Source organism: Enterobacter sp. 03-F-07-AD-ECC (assembly GCF_047530935.1).
Classification (GTDB): Bacteria; Pseudomonadota; Gammaproteobacteria; order Enterobacterales; family Enterobacteriaceae; genus Enterobacter; species Enterobacter cloacae.
In genome coordinates, this window is sequence record NZ_JBLKBZ010000038.1 from 1 (window position 1) to 20,746 (window position 20,746).

A 20,746-nucleotide genomic window follows, 5' to 3' on the forward strand; every position below is an offset into this window, starting at 1 on the left:
AGTGCACTGGGGTATCGTTCGCCACGGGAATATCTGCGGCGACGAACCAGTCATGGGTTAAGTGATAAAAAGTGTATGGAAATATAGGGGCCAATCCAGACGGAGGATGTATTCCTGAAGACCGCATCTGGAGTCATTCTCCGGACCAAAAATGCTCCGGGATTGTGCTGGTCGCAGAGAATAAACAGCGAGTGCGTCAAATAATGGAAGCGTCGCCTCGCTAAAGAATTTGAGATTCCTCCGCTACCTCTCCCGTTTGCGGTTAATTACCGTAAGGCCAGTTCACCTGCGAGTCTGGCCTTATGAAACGTTACTCTACCGCTCTGTTATTTGGTCTGCTGGCACTCTCCAGCCAACTGGCGCATGCCGATGTGATTGATGATGCCATTGGCAACATTCAGCAGGCGATCAACGATGCCTATAACCCCGGCAGCAGCCGCAGCAACGATGATGACGATCGTTATGACGATGACCGTCGCATTGATAGCCGTCAGTATGACGACCGCCGTCGGCAGCTTGAAGACAGACGCCGCCGTTTAGACGAGCGCCAGCGCCAGCTTGATGACGACAGACGACGCCTGGAAGAGGATGAGCGGCGGTTAGAAGACGATTACGATCGCGGTTAAGTGCGGCGTGTTGCCCTCACCCCAACCCTCTCCCACGGGAGAGGGAGAAAACCTAATCCAGCACCAACACCATGCCGTCATATCCCGCTTCGATGCCGTCCGGCAGCGGGTTATCCATCATCCACTCGTCAAACTGATGGCTGATATGGGTCAGGATCACCTGCGGGCAGCCAATCACCTCGTTCAGTGCCACCACGGTGTTTAAATCGCAATGGTTGCGCGGCGTCTGCGGGCGCGGTTCATGGCTACAGTCGATGATCATCGCCTGCGGCTGGTTGTTAAGCAGAAATTTCACCGTTTTCTCCGGCAATCCGGCGGTATCAGAGAGCCACGCCACGCGGCTGTGGGCGGACTCCAGCAGATAACCAAAGGTGAGCTTCGAGTGGTTGAGCGGCAGCGGCGTCACCCGCAAGCCCTGCAGCTCAAACATCACAAACGGCTCCAGCGTATGGCTGAAATCCAGAATGCCCGGGTGTTTGAAGAGATCGTCACATCCGGCTTCATCCGGCGGGCCGTAAACGGGGATCGTCGCGCCAACGCCCCAGCGCAGGGGAAACAGCCCCTGAACGTGATCCATATGGTAGTGGGTCAGCAAAAACTGCTGAAAGCTGCCGGCTGGCCAGTCGTCCATCAGGTGCGGAATACCCGCGTCCAGTAGCGTCACCGCATCATTGAATTTGACGGCCGCGCTACAGGGCCGACGACGATAATTCTCCTGCAGACGTGCCCGGCGGCATGCCGCGCAATCGCAGCCAAACACCGGGACCAGCTGGGCACTGCCGGTGCCCGTTAACGTGATGGTCAGACTCATCGTGCACCTCTACAACGGTTTGGTGAAACGAAAATGGCTCTGCGTATACCCTTCACGAACATAAAAACGGTGGGCGTCCAGCCGCCGGACGCTGGTGGAGAGCTCCGTCAGCTCCGCGCCCGCCTGCCGCGCGGTGTCCTCTGCCCATGCCAGCAGTTGGCTCCCCACTTTAAGACCACGCGCCTCGGGCATCACCACCAGCTCCTGTATTTCGCCGATCCATCTGGCGTGGTGCAGGTGAAACTGCATATGCAGGCCAATCATACCCACTACCTGTCCATTCAGCTCTGCCAGCTGATAACGCATATTGTGGTCCTGCAGATTGGCCAGATACCCGGTGTGGAACGCCTGATGATCAAATTCGGCCTGTTTTAACTCGCAGATCAGGGCGTAAACGATTTGCGCATCATCGGCGGTGGCGGGGCGAAGCGTGCAGTCAGGCATGCTGTTTCTCCTTCTGACGGATAAGTGATAAAACGTTATCGACTGACTGTAGCAAACTTCCGTCGTTGTTGAGGATGTGGCAATCCGCCGGGGTATAGCGCGCTGCGCGTTCGAGTCGCTGCGCGATCTCTTTTTCGCTTTCGCGTCCGCGGCTTTGCAGGCGGCTGCGCAGGACATCCGGCGAAACCTGCAGACAGACCGGCAGCAGCGCCGAGGCATACCGGGCGCGTGCCTGGGGCAGATGCGCACGAGAGCCGTTGACCAGCACGTCAAAACCCGCGTGTAGCCACAGGTCGATCTCAATGCCGATCCCGTAGTAGTAGCCGTTGGCGTGCCAGCTGAGCGCCAGCAGATTCTGCCCGGCGCGAGTGAAAAATTCCTGTTCGCTCAGGGCGATATGGTTTTCACTACCGGCATTCGCCGCCCGGGTAATATAGCGATGTGCGACCAGCAGCTGCGGGTGTTCCCGCTGCCGTAAGGCGGACAGCAGGCTGTCCTTCCCGGAGCCGGAGGGCCCCATTAACCAGATAACTCTTCCCATCAGAACACCCGTTTTCCCTGACGCCAGACGTGGTCGATATGGATGTGCTCGCCCTTACGGTGGGCCAGCACCAGATCCGCCCGTTTTCCTTCGGCTATCTCGCCCCGGTCGTGAAGATTAAGCGCCGATGCCGGGTTCTTCGTTACCAGGCGAATTGCCTCCGGCAGCGTGAAGCGGTTGCTGTCGTCATCCGCGACGCGGAAGGCGGCGTCCAGCAGGCTGGCGGGGTAGTAGTCGGAAGAGAGGATATCCAGCAGGCCGAGCGAGGCGAGTTTGCTTGCCGCCACGTTGCCGGAATGCGAGCCGCCGCGCACAATATTCGGTGCCCCCATCAGCACGTTCATGCCGTGTGCGCGGGAGGCTTCTGCCGCCTCAAACGTGGTAGGAAATTCAGCGATCACGCTGCCAAGCTGGTGGGATTCGCGGACATGATCGTGCGTGGCATCATCATGGCTGGCCAGCGCGATGCTACGGTCCCGGCACATTGCGGCAATCGAAACACGGTTCGGCTGTGACCACTGTGCCGCCAGCGCCAGCTGCTCTTCCTCGTAGCGCGCCATCTCCACATCGTTAAGTGAATATTTGCCCTGGTAATACTCGCGGTATTTTTCGAGGCTGGCGAACTGGCGCTGCCCCGGCGAGTGGTCCATCAACGAGACCAGCGACACTGGCTCGCGGTCTACCAGCTTTTCAAACAGCGGCAGGGTGGTATGATGCGGCAACTCGCAGCGCAGGTGCAGGCGATGTTCGGCGCGGTTAAGACCGCGCTTTTGCGTCTCTTCCACGGCGTTGATCATCTTTTCCAGATTCTCCAGCCGATCGCCGCCGTCGCGTACGTCACCAATCGCCACCGCATCCAGCACGGTGGTGATGCCGCTGGCAACCATCAGCGCGTCGTGGCTGCTCATCGCCGAATGGGCGGGCCAGTCCACCTTCGGCCGTGGGGTGAAGAATTTATCCAGATTATCGGTGTGCAGCTCAATCAGCCCTGGCAGCAGCCAGCCGCCTTCGCCGTCCATCGCTTCGGGCAAATGGCTTCGGGTTTCGGCATACGCGCGGATCGCGCCGTCGCGGATCTCAATCGAGCCGTCGATGACCTCATCTTCCAGCACCAGCCTGACGTTATTGATAATCATACGTTTGTCCCCATCGGGTGCAGCCTGTCCGCCACGCGGTTGCGAACGCTCTCGTCGTGGAAGATCCCGACGATCGCCGCGCCGCGCGCTTTGGCCTGTTCGATCAGTTCCACCACTGCCGCGCTGTTTTTGCTGTCGAGCGAAGCGGTGGGTTCATCAAGAAGTAAAATCGGGTAGTCGACGATAAACCCGCGAGCGATATTCACGCGCTGCTGCTCGCCGCCGGAAAAGGTCGACGGGGCAAGATGCCAGAGGCGCTCGGGCACATTGAGGCGCGTCAGCAGGCTGGCGGCTTTGGCGGCGCAGGTTTCGCGCGGCACGCCGAGATCCAGCAGCGGCTGCATGACCACATCCAGAGCGGAGATCCGCGGGATCACCCGCAGAAACTGGCTCACCCAGCCGATCGTCGAGCGGCGGACTTCCAGCACCTTACGCGCGGGGGCCTGAACCAGGTCGACCCATTCATCGGCATGGCGAATATGAATGTGCCCCTCGTCCGGCAGATAGTTGGCGTACAGGGAGCGCAGCAGGGTGGATTTTCCGCTGCCGGAGTGGCCGTGCAGCACCACGCATTCGCCGCTGTTCACCTTCAGAGAGGCATTTTGCAGCACCGGCAGACGCACGCCGTTTTGCTGGTGGAGCACAAAGGTCTTACTTACGTTTTCTACGTGGATCATTTTGGCCTCGTGGCGTTTTCTTGCCGGGTGGCGCTTCGCTTACCCGGCCTACAAAGTACGGCGTTCGTTTTGCCAGGTGGCGCCCTCAATTCTGCAACACGGATGACACCAGCAGCTGGGTGTAAGGATGGAGCGGATCGTCGAGCACGCGGTCGGTAAGCCCACTTTCCACCACCTGACCCTGCTTCATTACCAGCAGACGGTCTGCCAGCAGGCGAGCGACGCCCAGATCATGGGTGACAATCACCACCGCCAGGTTTAGCTCCACCACCAGACCGCGCAGCAGGTCGAGCAGGCGCGCCTGCACGGAGACGTCCAGCCCACCGGTGGGTTCATCCATAAACACCAGCTTCGGGTGGGTGACCAGGTTACGGGCGATCTGCAGGCGCTGCTGCATGCCGCCGGAGAAGGTGGTGGGCAAATCGTCGATGCGCGAGGCGGGGATCTCCACATCGGTCAGCCAGCGCTGTGCGGTTTCCCGGATGTTGCCGTAGTGCCGCGCGCCGGTCGCCATCAGCCGTTCGCCGATATTGCCTCCCGCCGAGACCTGACGACGCAGCCCGTCCAGCGGATGCTGATGTACCACGCCCCATTCGGTGCGCAGCAGGCGGCGACGTTCAGCCTCGCTCATGCCATAGAGGGAGGCGCCCTCATACAAAATCTCGCCGTTCTGCGGGGCCAGGCGCGCGGAGATGGACTTCAGCAGGGTGGTTTTACCCGAGCCGGATTCACCGACAATTCCCAGCACCTCGCCCGGCCACAGCTCGAACGAGACGTCGCTGAAGCCTTTGCCCGGCGCGTATAGGTGGGTCAGGTTATTCACTGAAAGCAGCGGTTTCATTGGCTGTTCGCCTCGCTCTGTTGGCGGCAGTAATCGGTGTCGGAGCAGACAAACATCCGTTTGCCCGTATCATCCAGCACCACTTCATCCAGATAGCTGTGCTTCGAGCCGCAGATGGCGCACGGCTCGTCCCACTCCTGCACCGTGAACGGGTGGTCATCGAAATCGAGACTCTCCACGCGGGTGTAGGGCGGGACGGCGTAGATGCGCTTTTCGCGCCCGGCACCGAACAGCTGCAGGGCAGGCATCATGTCCATTTTCGGGTTGTCGAATTTCGGGATCGGCGACGGATCCATCACGTAGCGCCCGTTGACCTTCACCGGGTAGGCGTAGGTGGTGGCGATATGGCCGAAGCGGGCGATATCTTCATACAGCTTCACCTGCATCACCCCGTACTCTTCCAGGGCGTGCATGGTGCGGGTTTCGGTTTCGCGCGGCTCGATAAAGCGCAGCGGCTCCGGGATCGGCACCTGGAAAATCAAAATCTGATCTTCAGTGAGCGGCGTTTCGGGAATGCGGTGGCGGGTCTGGATAAGCGTCGCATCTTCGGTTTTTTCGGTGGTGTTGACGCCCGTCACGCGCTTAAAGAAGTTGCGAATCGACACGGCGTTGGTGGTGTCGTCGGCTCCCTGGTCGATGACCTTCAGCACGTCTGACTCACCGATGACGCTGGCGGTAAGCTGAATGCCCCCGGTGCCCCAGCCGTAAGGCATCGGCATTTCTCGACCACCAAACGGCACCTGATAGCCGGGGATAGCGACCGCTTTCAGGATGGCGCGGCGGATCATGCGTTTGGTTTGCTCGTCCAGATAAGCAAAGTTGTAGCCGCTTAGGTTAGCCATTTTCACGCTCCCGTTGCAGACGTTTCAGCAGTTCCAGTTCGGCCTGGAAGTCAACGTAATGCGGCAGCTTGAGGTGCGAAACAAAGCCCGCCGCCTCGACGTTATCCGCATGGGCCAGCACGAACTCTTCGTCCTGTGCCGGGCCGGAAATCTGTTCGCCGTAGTCCGGCGCCTGAAGGGCGCGGTCAACCAGCGCCATCGCCATGGCTTTACGCTCGCTCATGCCAAAGACCAGCCCGTAACCGCGGGTAAAGTGTGGGGTGTCGTCGTCAGGTGCGACAAAACCATTCACCATTTCACACTCGGTCATTAGCAGTTCACCGACGTTCACAGCAAAACCCAGCTCTTCGGGGATGATTTCGACGTCGAGATAGCCGCTGCGGATCTCCGCCGCAAACGGGTGGTTACGCCCGTAGCCGCGCTGCGTTGAATAGGCCAGCGCCAGCAGATAGCCTTCGTCCCCGCGCATCAGCTGCTGCAGGCGAGACGAGCGTGAACAGGGGTAAACGGGAGGCGTGCGGGTGATGTCGTCGGGTTGCGCTCCGGTCTCTTCTTCAGCCTTTGCCAGACCCTGCTTCGCCAGCAGGCTAAAGACGTGCGGAGATGCTTCCTGCCCTGTCTCCGTGGTGCTGAGCGTCGGCGTTTCGCCGTTCGCCAGCAGGGTGAAATCCAGCAGGCGGTGGGTGTAGTCGTACGTAGGGCCAAGGAGCTGGCCGCCGGGAATATCTTTATAAACGGCGGAAATTCGCCGCTCCAGGCGCATTTCTGCCGTATTGACCGGCTCGCTCACCGCCAGGCGGGGAACGGTGGTGCGCCAGGCGCGCAGCAAAAAGATGGCTTCGACGTTGTCGCCGCTGGCCTGCTTCAGCGCCAGCGCCGCCAGCTCGCGGTCGGCGACGCCGCCTTCGGTCATCACCCGATCCACCGCCAGGTTCAACTGCTGCTCAATCTGGGCGACGCTCAGCTCGGGAAGCTGTTCATCACCCCGTCGTCTGTGCGCCTGTAGCGCATGGGCGGCGACGATGGCCTTCTCGCCCCCTTTGACGGCAACGTACATCAGCACACCTCCACGTGGGTGGTTCGCGGGATCGCCAGCAGGCGCTCGCCGCAGGTCAGGATCAGGTCAATGCCCAGCGGGAACGGATGCGGGCGTTCGGTCAGCTCATGAATAATGCACTCCGGCAGCTGTGGCGCGACCATGCGTTCGTCGGCAATCCCCGCCCCGGTCAGGCGCAGCATGCGACCACCGCTCAGGCTGGTGACCTGCAGGATCAGCGTGGCGCTGGTCTCCGGTGCTACCGCGCTGCCTTCACTCAGGGCATTGAGCTGCTCATGGCTGATTTGTTCATCGGCAACGGCAAACACCGCCTGACGGGGCTGCTCAACCAGCGGGGCGTTAGTGTGAAAACGCAGATTCTGGCTGGCGATGTCATTGGATAACGTCCCCGAAAGCCACACCGGGGTATCGTTGTCGGCGAGGGTCAGCAGTACGCTGGTGGTCGCCAGGTTCAGCGGCAGCCAGCCCTGGGAGAGCTGATGCAGGGAGACAATCACGCCAGGCTCGCTCATGGCTTTCAGCAGGCGACGAAAACTGTGTTGGGCATCCTGGACGGCCAGGGTAAAAGCGGGTTGAAGCGTCATGCGTTATCTCCGCGAACAAGCGTAAAGAAGTCGACCCGGCTGGTATTGACTTGCGCCTGACGTGCGGCAGTGCGCGCGGCGAGGTCGGCTTCCAGCGGGGCAATCAGGGTTTCCATCAGGGTCTGGAAATGGGGTTGTTCCTGCAGCAGGGCGTCGATCACCGCGCAGCGCTCGGCGTGCGGTTTATCGCGACCGAGCACGTAGCTGTAACCCAGCGTGCCGCTGCTCAGACGAATGACCGCGCGGGTGAGGGCGGCATCACCGGCGAAAAAGCGCTCCCCGGTACCGCCCATTCTTGCCTGGATCTGTACCAGGCCAATTTCCGGCGCGCGGAGCGTTTCATAGTCTGGCGTCAGGTTAAGCGCGTTCATGCGGATCGCCAGTGCAGCAGGCTGGCTATGGGCCAGGGCGCGCATCCAGCGCTGACGGGTGGAGGTGTCGAAATGCATTCAGTGCTCCATGGTGAATTCAATCATGTCGGCGCGGGTCAGGCTGACGGAGTACTCCGTTGCGTTGATCTCGCCGTCACGGTGGTTGAGGGTGCGCACGCAGAGCAGCGGAGCCATGTTGGGGATCTCCAGCACCTTGCTCTCTTTCGCCTGCGCGCGGCGGGCGCTGATACGCGTCTGGGTACGTTTGAGCACAAGACCCGTGGCGTCCTGCAAAAAGTCATGCAGTGAACCGCTGGAGAAGTGTTGCAGCACCGGCCAGAGGCTCAGGTCGCTGAAGTAGTGATCTATCTGGCAGACCGCCACGCCATTGACCCGGCGCAGGGTGCGCAGATGCACAACGTTGTCGCCCTCCTGAATACCCAGCGCATCGGCTACATGGCTGGAGGCCGGACGCAGCACGGAGAGCAGTTTTTCGCTGGTGGGATGGCTTCCCTGGTCGAGCAGGTTCTGACTAAAGCGCGCCTGGGCATTGAGCGGGTAATCGAACGGGCGCATCAGCACCAGCACGCCGACGCCCTGACGGCGCTGTACCCATCCGCGCTCAACCAACTGATCGATGGCGCGACGCAGGGTGTGGCGGTTCACTTCATAGCGGTCTGCAAGCTGCTGTTCGGCTGGCAGGTAGTCTCCGCAGCGATAATGGGTGCGCAGCTCCACTTCGAGCTTTGCTGCAATCTCTTGCCAGCGGGTAGGGTAACTGGTCGGATGTCTGGATAAGTGCATACCAATCAAAGCCTCGCTTCTCAGATGAAGTGCTTACGCAAACGTTGAGAGAGGAAATCCAGCAGGCTGACGGTGATGATGATGAGTACCATCAGGGCGCAGGTTTGCTGGAACTGGAAACCGCGGATCGCCTCCCACAGGGTGACGCCGATGCCGCCTGCGCCGACCATGCCGACGACGGTGGCGGAACGGACGTTAGATTCGAAGCGGTAGAGCGAATAGGAGATCAGCAGCGGCATGACCTGGGGCAGCACGCCGTAAAGGATCTCTTCAATTTTGTTGGCGCCGGTGGCGCGAATACCTTCGACCGGGCCGGGTTCAATGGCTTCCACGGCTTCGGAAAGCAGCTTGGAGAGCACGCCGGTGGTGTGGATGAATAGCGCCATCACCCCCGCGAACGGCCCCAGACCCACGGCGACCACGAACAGCATCGCGAACACCATTTCGTTAATGGCGCGGCAGGCGTCCATCAGGCGGCGCATCGGCTGATAAATCCACCACGGAACGATGTTTTCCGCGCTCATCAGGCCAAACGGAATGGAGAGGATGACGGCCAGGGCGGTCCCCCAGACGGCGATTTGCAGGGTGACAGCCATTTCGCCGAGATAGTCCTGCCACTGGCTAAAATCGGGCGGGAAGAAGTCGGCAGCGAAGGTGGCCATGTTACCGGCGTCTTTAAACAGCAGCAGCGGATCCATCTCCGCGCCCTTCCAGGAGATAACCAGCACCGCCAGCAGGATGGCCCAGCTAAATAGCGAGAACCAGCTGCGTTTCGGCGGTGGGAGGGTGATGGTTTGCATGTTGACTCCTTTGTGTATTCTCCCTCTCCCCGTGGGAGAGGGAGAGGGGACTTAAGTTACTGCACCGCTTTATTCACACTGGTCATTGCACCAAGCGCGGCGGTCAGGCGGTCCAGGTCTTCCAGCTGGGCCTGAATAGCTGCCACTTTGCTGGTCTTCTCCTCGTCCTTAAGCCCCTTGTTGTCCTTCACGCCCTGCATCTCTTTAAACAGCGCCAGCTGGCGAATCGGGACCAGCTGCAGGTCGCTCGACGGGCGGAACGGTGCCCAGCCCAGACGCGTCAGCACGGCTTTCTCTTCCGGCGTTTTGCCGTAGGTCATAAAGAAGTCGTACACCTTGTCCTTGGTGCTTTCAGAGAGGTTTTTGCGCCAGACAATCGGGTCACCCGGGATAAGAGGGGATTTCCAGATCACCTTCAGCTCTTTCAGCTTGTCCGGTGCGGAGGTCTTCAGCTTGTCGAGGTTTTCGGTGTTGTTGGTGGCGACGTCCACCTGCTTGTTGGCCACGGCCAGGGCGTTGGTTTCATGGCTGGCATTGACGGTGCGCTTGAAGTCGCTGGCAGAGGCATTATTTTTGGCGAAGACGTAATAGCCCGGCATCAGGAAGCCAGAAGTGGAGTTCGGATCGCCGTTGCCGAAGGTCAGTTCTTTGCGTTTGGCGAGCATATCGTTGAGGTTATTGATCGGGCTGTCTTTGTTGACGATCAGCACGCTCCAGTAACCCGGAGAGCCATCGGCAGCAACGGTCTGGGCAAAGACCTGGCCGTTTGCACGATCCACCGCTTCCATGGCGGAGAGGTTGCCATACCAGGCGATGTCCACTTTGTTAAAGCGCATCCCCTGGATGATGCCCGCGTAATCCGGGGCGAAGAAGGCGTTTACTTTGATCCCCAGTTTGTTTTCCATATCTTTCAGGAAGGGCTCCCACTGAGGCTTCAGGTTCTGCTGTGATTCCGTTGAAATAATGCCAAAGTTCAGCGCTTTTTCCTGCTCCTCGGCGTACGCAGGGCTTAACAGGGTGCTGATGCTGAACATGCTGGTGAAAGCCAGCGCGGCAACCGTTTTATAGCTCATTTCCATTCCTCGTAGTGGGGACGTTATGCAGCCTTCGCGTTCTCTTCGACACGGTTAATGCTGCGGTAGAGATGGTCAAAACGTTCGTTATCAAACTGGTGGCTTGCGCCATCAAAGAACACATGTCCCTGACGCAGGGCGACAATGCGCTCGCAGTAGCGCAGGGCGTAATCCACCTGATGCAGCGTCACCACCACGGTGATGCCGTCGTTCTGGTTAATGTCATGCAGGGTTTCCATCACGATGCGGGCGGATTCCGGATCCAGCGAGGCGATGGGCTCGTCGGCAAGGATGATTTTCGCTTTCTGCATCAGGGCACGGGCGATGGCCACGCGCTGCTGTTGTCCACCGGAGAGGGTGGAGACGCGCTGATGGGCGAAGTGTGCCATGCCTACGCGGGTGAGTGCCCGCAACGCCTCTTGCTTCTGTAACGGGGAGAACCAACGCAGACAGGTGCGCCAGAATGGGGTGCTGCCGAGCGCGCCAATCAGCACGTTCTCCAGCACCGTCAGTCGATTTACCAGATTAAATTGCTGGAAGATGCAGCCTGTCTGCGCGCGGCTTTTGCGGATATCCCGCGCCAGTCGCCCTGCGCGCTGTACGGTGTTGCCCAGCAGTTCGACGTGGCTTTCCGGGATGCTATCGCCGGTAATCAGGCCGCTTAAGTGACGCAGAAGGGTGGATTTACCTGAACCGGATGGCCCCAGCAGCGCTACCATGTCGCCCTGCTGGACGGTCAGATCAACGGCATGCAGAGCCTTGTTGTGATGAAAGGTCTTGCTCAGTTTCTCTACGCGGATGACGGTTTGCATATGCTGGGCCTCACAATAAATGTGGCCTCATGCTGGCGCATCAATATGACATTTGGGTTAAGTGCAGGTTGCGGGAGTTTGAAGAGTTGAAGTGAAAACGATGACAATCTTTCCAGGCCCGGTCAGCGCAGCGCCACCCGGGGTTGTTGCCGGATGCGCTGCGCTTATCCGGCCTACGAACTTTGTTGCTGCTTAACGACGTTAATCATCCACGGCACGCCGTATTTGTCGGTGACCTTACCGAAACCGTGCGCCCAGAAGGTCTCCTGCCAGGCCATTTCAATATTTCCGCCATCCGCGAGATTGTCGAACCAGCGTTTGCCTTCATTGACATCCTGTGTGTCGAGAACCAGCGTGAATCCGGCATACTGCGCCTTACTGCCCGGCGGCAGGCCATCGCTCATCATGATATCGCTGCCCGCAATGCGAACGTTGGAGTGGGCTATAGCGGAGTCCGGGAACTGCATGCCAGACGGGCAGCCTTCTTCGCTGCTCTCGCTTTTTGGCATTTCGCCGAAGGTGATTTTATAGAGGAGTTCTGCGCCGACGGCCTGCTGATAAAAGGCGGTTGCCTCTGCACAGTTGCCGGCGAAAGAGATGTAGGGACTTAACGGCATAATCTTTACCTCACGTAAGAAAAGCCCATTAAGTGTAGTGGGTGTGTGCCCGGTAAGCGAAGCGCCACCGGGCGGGTAAATCAGTTCTTTTTCACAAACTCAGATTTCAGTTTCATTGGACCAAAACCGTCAATTTTGCAGTCGATATTATGATCGCCTTCAACCAGACGGATATTCTTCACTTTGGTCCCGATCTTCAGCATGGAAGAGCTGCCTTTAACCTTCAGGTCTTTGACGACGGTGACGCTGTCGCCATCTGCCAGCAGGTTACCGTTAGCATCTTTTACAATCAGCACGTCAGCATCCTGTGACGGCTCTGCGTCGTTCCATTCGTGGGCGCATTCCGGGCAGATGAACATGCCATTATCTTCATAGGTGTATTCAGAATTGCATTTCGGGCAGTGTGGAAGTTGCATCGGGGGTATCCTCAAAAAAGTGCTTAACACGCTGGAAAGTGCCAGCAAAATGACGGCAGAGCGCCGAAAAAGAGGGCAAGTATAACGCAAATCCACACGATTGTCGGTGATATTGTTTAATAAAAAAAAACCGAAAAGCGTGTTGCGGGTGACACTTTCTGTCAGTCGGTTAAGCGATGCTAACGCCATTAACGTGTTGGGAAGAATTGACACTGAATATATCGAATATTTTATTGCGGCAAATTGCTACGTTCCGCCATTTCGGATAAGGTGAAGCGACACATTGTTATTTATCGCCGGTTTTCGTCGTCGTACATCTGTTATGACGCTGAACCATTCCCTCTCTTTTTAGGTGGGTAAATAATGATGATATATCCTGAAGTTTCTTAAAAATGGGCTACGCTTTTTATCTTTTGACTATCAGGTCAGGAGAAAAGCTTTTCACGCCATGCAAGGATAGCGATTTATTTCTGATTGTCTTCAATCAGTTATATTTCGGTGAACATGTTTTCCACACGTGATCATATAAGCCGAAAAACATAATTAAAACCCGGTGGCTTAATAAAAGTAATAAATTTGCGTTAAGGAAAGGCTTTTATCATGCACACACAGACAATTTTTGAATTAAGCCAGGAAGCAGAACGGTTGCTACAACTCGCCCTGCAAAACCTTGATACCTTGAAATCAATGCCGATAGCGATGCTGGAGAGTACCGCGACGGCCATTACGGGTGAAAAGAACAACGTTTTACCTTTGCATTTTAGCGCGCGTGGTGTCGAAGCACAGCAGGCGATGCTGAATAGTGAATTGCGCAAAATAACCCGTCTGGAAATGGTGCTGGCTATTGTTGGAACCATGAAGGCGGGGAAATCGACCACCATTAATGCGATTGTGGGCACCGAAGTATTGCCCAACCGCAACCGTCCGATGACGGCGCTTCCGACCCTTATTCGTCATACGCCGGGCCAGAAAGAGCCGGTACTGCATTTTACGCATGTCTCTCCCATTGATGATTTGATCCAACTGCTACAGAAAAAGCTCTGCGATGACGATCGCGGTAAGCTGGCGCAGCGTCTGGAAATCGATAAAGACATGAATACGCTGCTGGAGAGAATTGAAAGAGGCGAGGCTTTCGAGAAGCACCACCTTGGGGCGCAGCCGATATTTCATTGTCTGAAAAGCCTGAACGACCTGGTGAGGCTCTCTCAGGCGCTGGATGTGGCCTTCCCATTCTCTGAGTACGCGGCGATAGAACATATACCGGTGATTGAGGTGGAGTTTGTGCATCTTGCGGGTCTGGATGCGCACCTGGGGCAGCTGACGCTGCTGGACACGCCTGGGCCAAATGAAGCCGGGCAGCCCCATCTGCAAAAAATGCTCACCGAACAGTTGTCCCGCGCCTCCGCGGTGCTGGCGGTGATGGACTATACCCAGCTCAAATCGATTTCTGATGAAGAGGTTCGTCAGGCCATTTCGGTAGCGGGAAAATCGGTGCCTTTGTATGCGCTGGTGAATAAATTCGACCAGAAGGATCGCAACAGCGACGATGAAGAGCAGGTCAGGGCGATGATCTCCGGGACCTTAATGAAAGGGAACATCTCTCCGGGACAAATTTACCCTGTTTCGTCGATGTGGGCCTATCTGGCAAACCGCGCCCGCTATGAGATGGCGAACCATGGGCAGCTACCGGATCACCAGGAACAGCGCTGGGTACAGGACTTTGCCGAGGCCGCGCTGGGGCGTCGCTGGCGTACGGCGGACCTGGACGATATCGAACATATTCGTCATGCGGCTGATTTGCTGTGGGAAGATTCGTTATTTGAACAACCTATCCGCAAACTGATTTACGCCGCCTATGCCAATGCGTCGTTATTTGCGCTGCGTTCGGCGTCGCATAAGCTGCTCAACTATGCCCAAAATGCCAGAGAGTATCTCGATTTTCGCTATCAGGCCCTGACGGTGGCCTTTGAATCGCTGGAGCTGAATATTACGCGTCTTGAAGAGGATATGGCTCTGTTGCAGACACGGCAGCGCGTGGCCAGCGAAGAAGTCAAACACGAAGTGGAGCAGGCCCTCCACGCCACTGACGATTTTATGGCGTTGCAGAAAGGAGCCCTTCAGCAGGCGATTGGCCATATCTTCAACAGCCACACGCTACTTGATTTGGCAGGTATTGATCCGCTGAATCATCGGCAGGATGCGCCGGAGGCGCTGACGCAGCTGGTGCTGGATGATGAAAGGCAGGCGCAAACGGTACTGAACAGCATCCGCTCCGCCTGCGAGCAGGTCATGCTGGACGCACAGACGAAAATCAGCCGGGAGCTGGCGCTTCGCTTCGATCAGCTGGAGTCTACGCTGGCGCGTTCGCTGAATGAGGCGATGCGGCCCATTGAGCTGCGTATTAAAGAGCAGCTCAGCCATGCCGGTTTCCGGGCGCGGATCAGTTTCCCGGCATTTCAGGCACATCAGCTGAACTTCAATACGCGGGCGCTGTTTACTGATGCCATCGCGGAGGATACCCGTCCGGCAGGCCAGCCATCGGCTGCGGGAAGTGTACGGGAAACGGTGTCGCGCTGGCTGAACAATCCTGGCTGGGGCTGGGAAGATTATGTGGCGACGCGCACGCGATACGTTATTGATATTGCGCAGCTGCATGACAAGTTTATGCAGCATATTGATCAGTTTTGTGAACAAATCCGTAAAGCTTTAACCGCGCAGGTCGATGTCTCTGTTACGGCGGGTATGGCAACGTTCTTTGCAGAATTTTCGTTATGCCTTGCCGGGTTACAGGAAAGCTTGCGTGATAGCCTCGCAGTCCGTCAGCAAAATGAGCATTCGACCCGATCGCTCAGCCAGCTGTTGAAACAAAGTATCACGACTGCGACGTGGATTCAGGAAGATACCCGACTGTTACGCGATGATATTCAAACTCTTTTCGCGGCAGAGCAACCATGACAACACAGCTACTGGACGGTCCCGGGCGGACGCTGGAGTGTATCCATCCTAAATTTATGGTCGATCTGGTCCAGGGGGTAGACGCGCCGCGTCATACCCATCTGGGGCCGCAACAGCTGCAGTTTCGTGAGCGTTTGACGCAGGAGATCATGACGCACACCCGGCTGCGACCGTGGGCAATGGCGGGAATGCTCAACGAAAATGCGGCTCTGCGCCTGGGGCTGGCGGAAAAGCTGGCCGGCATGCTGGATCCGGGGCATCTCGCGCTGACGCGTATGGCCGATAAACTGGTTGCCCTGCGCCAGCAAACCTCTCTGCGTACGCAGCCCTCGCCGGGCCTGGTTCAGCAGTACGCTGAACTCTCTTCCCATTTTCTTCAACGCGCAGTCTATAAAGAAAAGGCGTTGTCCCAGCGTGGGTTAACGGTGCAGGCGGGCGATCATAGCGAGCAGATTTTTACCCGCTGGCGGGCGGGACACTATGATGGCTGGTCGCTGGCCGGGCGTTGCTACATTGTGCTGGAAGAGTTGCGCTGGGGAGCATTTGGCGATGCCTGTCGTCTGGCGAATGCGGACGTGGCGGCAATGCTCAAGGATAACCTGCGCAGCATGGCGGCAAATTATCTGGCGCAGGGGATCAATGCTTCTCCCACTACCCGCCATTTTTATCATCAATGGCTCACAACCCCCTCAACGCCGGGGAGCATCGATCATAAAGATATGCTGGGCTGGCTGGGGGACTGGTGTCAGGCGGACAGCCACCCGGTGAGCTGGTCAGTAACCCAAAACTGGCAAACGGTCGCGCTGGGTATGCCGAGACTCTGTTCGGCAAAGCGGCTGGTGGATGGGATGGTGGAAGAAATTTTTGGTTGAACCCCTCACCCGGTGGGGAGAGGGGCCGGTCTTATGCGGTGCGTTAATGATGAAGCTCTACCGCTTTCGGTTCTGTATCCGGCTCGGGGAGATTGCCGAAGCGCTTCGCATACAGGGCCGTGATGATGGGCACCAGAATGGCGGTGACGATCACGCTGGCGGCAACCAGCGCCGTTGCCGAGGCCGCAACCGGTTCGAAAGCCGGGTTAATCTGGGCAATGATTACCGGATTCGCCACGGCGGCCCCGGCGGCTGAAGAGGCGGCTACACCTGCCGTTCCGTTTCCTCCGCCAATTACGCGATCGGCAATGATCAGCGGAATGCCGGTGATAATGATAACAGCCACGCCCAGGACAATACCCAGCAGACCGGTATCGAGGATCACCTTCAGGTTAATGGTATTCCCCAGCGCGAAGCCGAAGAACGGGATCAGCACCGGCGTGGCTTTGCTGAAGAAATCGCGCAGATCGTGGTCCAGATTCCCCAGCGCAAAACCGATCAGGAAAGGCAGGATCGCGCCGACAAAGTGGTGTGGTTCAAACGAGGCCAGCCCCGCCGAGCCCAGAATCAACATCGTCATCAGCGGACCGGACTCCAGAGACATCAGCACAAAGGCGCCAGACTCCTCTTTTGTGCCGTACTGGTTCATCAGGCTGGCATAGAGCCCACCGTTAGTCATATCCATCGCGGAGACAATGGCCAGAACGGATAATCCGGCGAAGAATCCGGTCTGAATGCCATTCTCCGGAATGAACAGTGCACAGACCATTGCCACAACCCAGGCAACCGCAATTTTCGTTATAACCAGCGTTCCGGATTTACGTAATACGGTGCCCGTTGCCCGCAGGTTAATAGATGCTCCAATACAAAAGAACCAGACGGCCAGAATGGGCACGGTTCCCGTAATCATTCCTTTTGTGAAACCACCAAAATAAGCACCGGTATCAGGTGCCAGGGTATTCAGAATGGCGCCAAGCACCAGAGGAACCAGCATCATCCCGCCGGGGATGCGTTCTATTGTGGCTTTAATCTTCATGTACAACCCTCACATCGTGTCCCGCGTGGCGGACGGAATGCTATCGAAAATAAAATCAACAAATTCAGTTAATTGAAAGGATGCTTAGCCTGGCGCTTCGTTATCCTTTCAGGGAAATTAATCGCGCGCTCTTGATTCATGCCGCTCAAAAGCCCGCTGGACGTTGCGTGCGGATTTATCATGCGATCATTGGAATGATGATTCAATGAAAATAAAACAGTGTTTTAGTTATCTCTATCACATATTCGGCGTAAATATTCGAACCGCGTTTTAATATTTAAAATTTATGTAAATCTGATGTGACGCAGTATGGTTTTGAGAATTGTTGTGCAGGCGATAATAACGTGCGTGAGCATGTTCTTTTTTGGTGGATAAGAAAGAGCTGATGGGCGGCAATTGACAAATATTGAACTCAGTTGACGATACGGAAAAATATATGTGAAGTTGATCACAAATATAAACGCTGGTAGGGTAAAAAGGTCATTAACTGCCCAGACAGGCGTCAACAGGTTCGGTTGTATCGACGTAAAACGTCAATGTAAGTAAACCTGCTACGCTTGAATAAGGCGATTCGCATGGAGCGGATCCCCGTTTCACGGTTCACCAGATGGCCGGTGAAATGGACAGGGCTGAGTCTACGAGGAAAGCTATGCTTAGAAGGAAAAAGATTAAACCCATCACGCTTCGCGACGTCACCATCATCGATGATGCAAAACTGCGTAAAGCGATCACTGCCGCCTCGCTCGGTAATGCGATGGAATGGTTCGATTTTGGTGTCTACGGCTTCGTGGCCTATGCGTTAGGTAAAGTGTTCTTCCCCGGCGCCGACCCCAGCCTGCAGATGATTGCCGCGCTGGGTACGTTCTCGGTTCCCTTCCTCATTCGCCCGCTTGGTGGTCTGTTCTTCGGTATGCTTGGTGATAAATATGGTCGTCAGAAGATCCTGGCAATCACCATTGTCATTATGTCGATCAGTACATTCTGTATCGGCCTGATCCCGTCTTATGCTTCGATTGGCATCTGGGCGCCAATATTGCTGCTGCTCTGTAAGATGGCTCAGGGATTCTCCGTAGGGGGAGAATATACCGGTGCCTCGATCTTCGTTGCAGAGTACTCCCCGGACCGTAAACGCGGCTTTATGGGAAGCTGGCTGGACTTTGGTTCCATTGCCGGGTTCGTCATGGGGGCGGGCGTGGTGGTGCTGATTTCAACCGTGGTTGGTGAGGCGAATTTCCTTGAATGGGGCTGGCGTATTCCGTTCTTCCTCGCGCTGCCGCTGGGGATCATTGGCCTGTACCTGCGTCATGCGCTTGAAGAGACGCCTGCGTTCCAGCAGCACGTTGATAAGCTCGAGCAGGGTGACCGCGAAGGTCTGCAGGATGGCCCGAAAGTCTCCTTTAAAGAGATCGCGACCAAACACTGGCGCAGCCTGCTGGTCTGTATCGGCCTGGTGATCTCCACGAACGTGACTTACTACATGCTGCTGACCTACATGCCGAGCTATCTGTCGCATAACCTGCACTACTCGGAAGACCACGGTGTGCTGATCATTATCGCCATCATGGTGGGTATGCTGTTTGTGCAACCGATTATGGGGCTGTTGAGTGACCGCTTTGGCCGTCGACCGTTCATTATTCTGGGTAGCGTTGCGCTGTTTGCCCTTGCTATTCCGGCATTCATTCTGATTAACAGCAATGTGCTGGGCCTGATTTTTGCCGGCTTGCTGATGCTGGCGGTGATCCTCAACTGCTTCATCGGGGTGATGGCCTCTACACTACCGGCCATGTTCCCGACGCATATTCGCTACAGTGCGCTGGCGGCGGCCTTTAACATCTCGGTTCTGATTGCCGGTCTGACGCCGACGCTTGCCGCCTCTCTGGTGGAAAGCACGCAAAACCTGATGATGCCCGCTTATTACCTGATGGTTATCGCGGTGATTGGTTTGATTACGGGTATTACCATGAAGGAGACGGCGAACCGTCCTCTGAAAGGGGCGACGCCTGCGGCATCGGATATTCAGGAAGCGAAAGAGATCCTGCGCGAGCACTACGATAACGTCGAGCAGAAGATTGAAGATATTGACGCAGAGATTGAAGAACTGCAGAAGAAACGCTCCCGACTGGTGGACCAACATCCACGCATCAACGAGTAATCAAAAAACCCGCCGCTGGCGGGTTTTCTTTTATTAGCATCCTGCGGCGATGTAATCGCCATTGGCGCTGATGGGGATCACCGTCAGGAACAGGATGGTCGCAAACAGGATCAGAACAATCCCGCCAGCAATCTTGACCGCCGGAACCAGCCACTTCAGCGAGGCGCCGCCGCCAAACCAGGCGACCGTGCGCTCCCGGGCGTAACGCACGGCCAGCGATAGCCCCATAATCGATAGCGCGGTTCCCAGCGACATGGTCATTACCGCGGCCATTCCCCAGGTGACGATGCCCAGCGCATTCGAAAACATCAGGATCATAATGGCCCCACTGCACGGACGCGCGCCGATCGCCAGAATTACACCCAGACGGGTTTTCCAGTCACCCTGCGCAAGGTCTGCCCCTACGCCGTGATGGCCGCAGCCACAATGTTCATCATGCTGGTGAAGGGGCGTGATGGCGGAGATTGCCATCCTGCGCGGGCGCAGGCTTTTCAGCGCCTGGTAAATGATAAACGCGCCGAATGCGCCAATGAGGACCGCGCTAATCTTCTCGACATACCAGCGGCTGGTACTGATATCCCCGGACGCCAGGTTAAACCCCACCGCCAGAATAAAGACAAACAGAATGGCGCTGACGCCCTGCAGCATACTGCCAAAAAAAGGCACGACCCGGGCAGCCAGTTCGCTCTCTTTATTTGTACTGAGATAGGTAGTGACAATGAATTTGCCGTGCCCCGGCCCGATAGCGTGAAGTACGCCATAGAAGAACGCGCCGGTTAATAGCCATAAGCCACCGCTGTACTGATGGTTATTAAGCTGCAACAGGTACATCACCAGATAACGGTGCAGGGTGATTTGCGTAGCAAGACACCACTGGATGAAAGACCCCCAGTGTGCGTGCAGAGTGAAGCCCGCAATAAGGAGTAGCAGCGTCATGAGGCCAGCGCCAGGAATGCGCCAGTCTCGGGTGAGGCGTTGTGTGATCATGGATATTGTCTGTCAGGGAAAATATTTGCCAATAGTATAGTTGATTATCCCCCTCAATCCGTGGGTTCTTATGAAGCTTACGCGTTGTATTGTGGATAAGTCTGTGTGTAAAAGGGTATAAAGCGGGGTTTTGCTGGGGAATACAGCAGTCAGTCATCTTTTTGCAACTTTTCGGTTGCGGTCGCTCGGGAACTCCCTATAATGCGCCTCCATCGACACGGCGGATGTGAATCACTTCACAAACAACCCGGTCGGTTGAAGAGAAAAAATCCTGAAATTCAGGGTTGACTCT

General features: G+C 56.8%; 22 protein-coding genes and 1 pseudogene. 5 read left to right on the top strand and 18 right to left on the bottom strand.

Annotation, left to right across the window (positions count from 1 at the left end; all coding sequences use genetic code 11):
- Nucleotides 1-98: 98 nt before the first annotated feature.
- Nucleotides 99-224 (top strand): annotated as a pseudogene (locus ACMWKA_RS24700) (GNAT family N-acetyltransferase); the annotation flags it as partial.
- Between the two features lie 78 nt (nucleotides 225-302).
- Nucleotides 303-626 carry a DDRRRQL repeat protein YjdP gene (gene yjdP, locus ACMWKA_RS24705; protein ID WP_395999280.1) on the top strand — a complete coding sequence of 108 codons (324 nt, stop codon included), beginning with the start codon at nucleotides 303-305 and terminating at the stop codon, nucleotides 624-626.
- A gap of 52 nt (nucleotides 627-678) precedes the next feature.
- Here yjdP and phnP read toward each other — a convergent pair whose 3' ends face one another.
- The 16 genes from phnP to ACMWKA_RS24785 all read right to left on the bottom strand — a co-directional run bounded on the left by phnP (nucleotide 679) and on the right by ACMWKA_RS24785 (nucleotide 12,452).
- Nucleotides 679-1,437: a phosphonate metabolism protein PhnP gene (gene phnP, locus ACMWKA_RS24710; protein ID WP_057072552.1), complete on the bottom strand. Its 759-nt coding sequence runs from the start codon at nucleotides 1,435-1,437 to the stop codon at nucleotides 679-681.
- A gap of 9 nt (nucleotides 1,438-1,446) precedes the next feature.
- The gene (gene phnO / locus ACMWKA_RS24715) at nucleotides 1,447-1,881 is read right to left on the bottom strand and encodes an aminoalkylphosphonate N-acetyltransferase (protein ID WP_023621470.1); all 435 of its coding nucleotides are present in this window, start codon (nucleotides 1,879-1,881) and stop codon (nucleotides 1,447-1,449) included.
- Entirely contained in the window at nucleotides 1,874-2,425 is a 552-nt protein-coding gene (gene phnN / locus ACMWKA_RS24720; protein WP_086528220.1) for a ribose 1,5-bisphosphokinase, read from the bottom strand. Before phnN ends, phnO begins: the two co-directional genes overlap by 8 nt.
- The gene (gene phnM, locus ACMWKA_RS24725; RefSeq protein ID WP_045294838.1) at nucleotides 2,422-3,558 is read right to left on the bottom strand and encodes an alpha-D-ribose 1-methylphosphonate 5-triphosphate diphosphatase; all 1,137 of its coding nucleotides are present in this window, start codon (nucleotides 3,556-3,558) and stop codon (nucleotides 2,422-2,424) included. Before phnM ends, phnN begins: the two co-directional genes overlap by 4 nt.
- On the bottom strand, nucleotides 3,555-4,235 hold the full coding sequence (gene phnL, locus ACMWKA_RS24730; protein WP_013095104.1) for a phosphonate C-P lyase system protein PhnL: 681 nt from the start codon (nucleotides 4,233-4,235) through the stop codon (nucleotides 3,555-3,557). Before phnL ends, phnM begins: the two co-directional genes overlap by 4 nt.
- An 85-nt stretch (nucleotides 4,236-4,320) precedes the next feature.
- The gene (phnK, locus tag ACMWKA_RS24735; RefSeq protein WP_013095105.1) at nucleotides 4,321-5,076 is read right to left on the bottom strand and encodes a phosphonate C-P lyase system protein PhnK; all 756 of its coding nucleotides are present in this window, start codon (nucleotides 5,074-5,076) and stop codon (nucleotides 4,321-4,323) included.
- Nucleotides 5,073-5,918 carry an alpha-D-ribose 1-methylphosphonate 5-phosphate C-P-lyase PhnJ gene (gene phnJ, locus ACMWKA_RS24740; RefSeq protein ID WP_013095106.1) on the bottom strand — a complete coding sequence of 282 codons (846 nt, stop codon included), beginning with the start codon at nucleotides 5,916-5,918 and terminating at the stop codon, nucleotides 5,073-5,075. Before phnJ ends, phnK begins: the two co-directional genes overlap by 4 nt.
- The gene (locus tag ACMWKA_RS24745) at nucleotides 5,911-6,975 is read right to left on the bottom strand and encodes a carbon-phosphorus lyase complex subunit PhnI (protein WP_414760676.1); all 1,065 of its coding nucleotides are present in this window, start codon (nucleotides 6,973-6,975) and stop codon (nucleotides 5,911-5,913) included. The genes phnJ and ACMWKA_RS24745 overlap by 8 nt, the downstream gene beginning before the upstream one ends.
- A complete protein-coding gene (phnH, locus tag ACMWKA_RS24750; RefSeq protein ID WP_048970943.1) occupies nucleotides 6,975-7,559 on the bottom strand; it encodes a phosphonate C-P lyase system protein PhnH in 585 nt (194 codons plus the stop codon). Before phnH ends, ACMWKA_RS24745 begins: the two co-directional genes overlap by 1 nt.
- Nucleotides 7,556-8,008 (bottom strand): phosphonate C-P lyase system protein PhnG, encoded by a 453-nt coding sequence (phnG, locus tag ACMWKA_RS24755; RefSeq protein WP_148790491.1) that lies wholly within the window; start codon nucleotides 8,006-8,008, stop codon nucleotides 7,556-7,558. The genes phnH and phnG overlap by 4 nt, the downstream gene beginning before the upstream one ends.
- A complete protein-coding gene (gene phnF, locus ACMWKA_RS24760) occupies nucleotides 8,009-8,734 on the bottom strand; it encodes a phosphonate metabolism transcriptional regulator PhnF (protein ID WP_013095110.1) in 726 nt (241 codons plus the stop codon).
- A gap of 20 nt (nucleotides 8,735-8,754) precedes the next feature.
- On the bottom strand, nucleotides 8,755-9,534 hold the full coding sequence (phnE, locus tag ACMWKA_RS24765; RefSeq protein ID WP_013095111.1) for a phosphonate ABC transporter, permease protein PhnE: 780 nt from the start codon (nucleotides 9,532-9,534) through the stop codon (nucleotides 8,755-8,757).
- Between the two features lie 56 nt (nucleotides 9,535-9,590).
- Nucleotides 9,591-10,607: a phosphonate ABC transporter substrate-binding protein gene (gene phnD / locus ACMWKA_RS24770; RefSeq protein WP_414760677.1), complete on the bottom strand. Its 1,017-nt coding sequence runs from the start codon at nucleotides 10,605-10,607 to the stop codon at nucleotides 9,591-9,593.
- A gap of 23 nt (nucleotides 10,608-10,630) precedes the next feature.
- Entirely contained in the window at nucleotides 10,631-11,419 is a 789-nt protein-coding gene (phnC, locus tag ACMWKA_RS24775; protein ID WP_013095113.1) for a phosphonate ABC transporter ATP-binding protein, read from the bottom strand.
- 173 nt (nucleotides 11,420-11,592) lie between these two features.
- A complete protein-coding gene (yjdN, locus tag ACMWKA_RS24780) occupies nucleotides 11,593-12,036 on the bottom strand; it encodes a VOC family metalloprotein YjdN (protein WP_023621457.1) in 444 nt (147 codons plus the stop codon).
- An 80-nt stretch (nucleotides 12,037-12,116) separates the two neighbouring features.
- Nucleotides 12,117-12,452 carry a zinc ribbon domain-containing protein YjdM gene (locus tag ACMWKA_RS24785; RefSeq protein WP_013095115.1) on the bottom strand — a complete coding sequence of 112 codons (336 nt, stop codon included), beginning with the start codon at nucleotides 12,450-12,452 and terminating at the stop codon, nucleotides 12,117-12,119.
- A gap of 600 nt (nucleotides 12,453-13,052) precedes the next feature.
- On the opposite strand from ACMWKA_RS24785, the gene crfC reads away from it, so the two are divergent.
- Together crfC and ACMWKA_RS24795 are read left to right on the top strand one after the other, a co-directional pair.
- Nucleotides 13,053-15,407, top strand: coding sequence for a clamp-binding protein CrfC (gene crfC / locus ACMWKA_RS24790; protein WP_414760678.1), 2,355 nt, complete (start codon nucleotides 13,053-13,055; stop codon nucleotides 15,405-15,407).
- Nucleotides 15,404-16,279, top strand: coding sequence for a diguanylate cyclase regulator RdcB family protein (locus ACMWKA_RS24795; protein WP_336243057.1), 876 nt, complete (start codon nucleotides 15,404-15,406; stop codon nucleotides 16,277-16,279). The genes crfC and ACMWKA_RS24795 overlap by 4 nt, the downstream gene beginning before the upstream one ends.
- A gap of 43 nt (nucleotides 16,280-16,322) precedes the next feature.
- On the opposite strand, the gene kdgT is transcribed toward ACMWKA_RS24795, so the two are convergent.
- Nucleotides 16,323-17,315 (bottom strand): 2-keto-3-deoxygluconate transporter, encoded by a 993-nt coding sequence (gene kdgT / locus ACMWKA_RS24800; protein WP_013095118.1) that lies wholly within the window; start codon nucleotides 17,313-17,315, stop codon nucleotides 16,323-16,325.
- A 649-nt stretch (nucleotides 17,316-17,964) separates the two neighbouring features.
- Here kdgT and proP point away from each other — a divergent pair.
- Nucleotides 17,965-19,467: a glycine betaine/L-proline transporter ProP gene (gene proP, locus ACMWKA_RS24805; RefSeq protein ID WP_013095119.1), complete on the top strand. Its 1,503-nt coding sequence runs from the start codon at nucleotides 17,965-17,967 to the stop codon at nucleotides 19,465-19,467.
- Nucleotides 19,468-19,500: 33 nt separating this feature from the next.
- Here proP and ACMWKA_RS24810 read toward each other — a convergent pair whose 3' ends face one another.
- The gene (locus tag ACMWKA_RS24810; protein WP_414760679.1) at nucleotides 19,501-20,454 is read right to left on the bottom strand and encodes a nickel/cobalt transporter; all 954 of its coding nucleotides are present in this window, start codon (nucleotides 20,452-20,454) and stop codon (nucleotides 19,501-19,503) included.
- Between the last annotated feature and the right edge of the window lie 292 nt (nucleotides 20,455-20,746).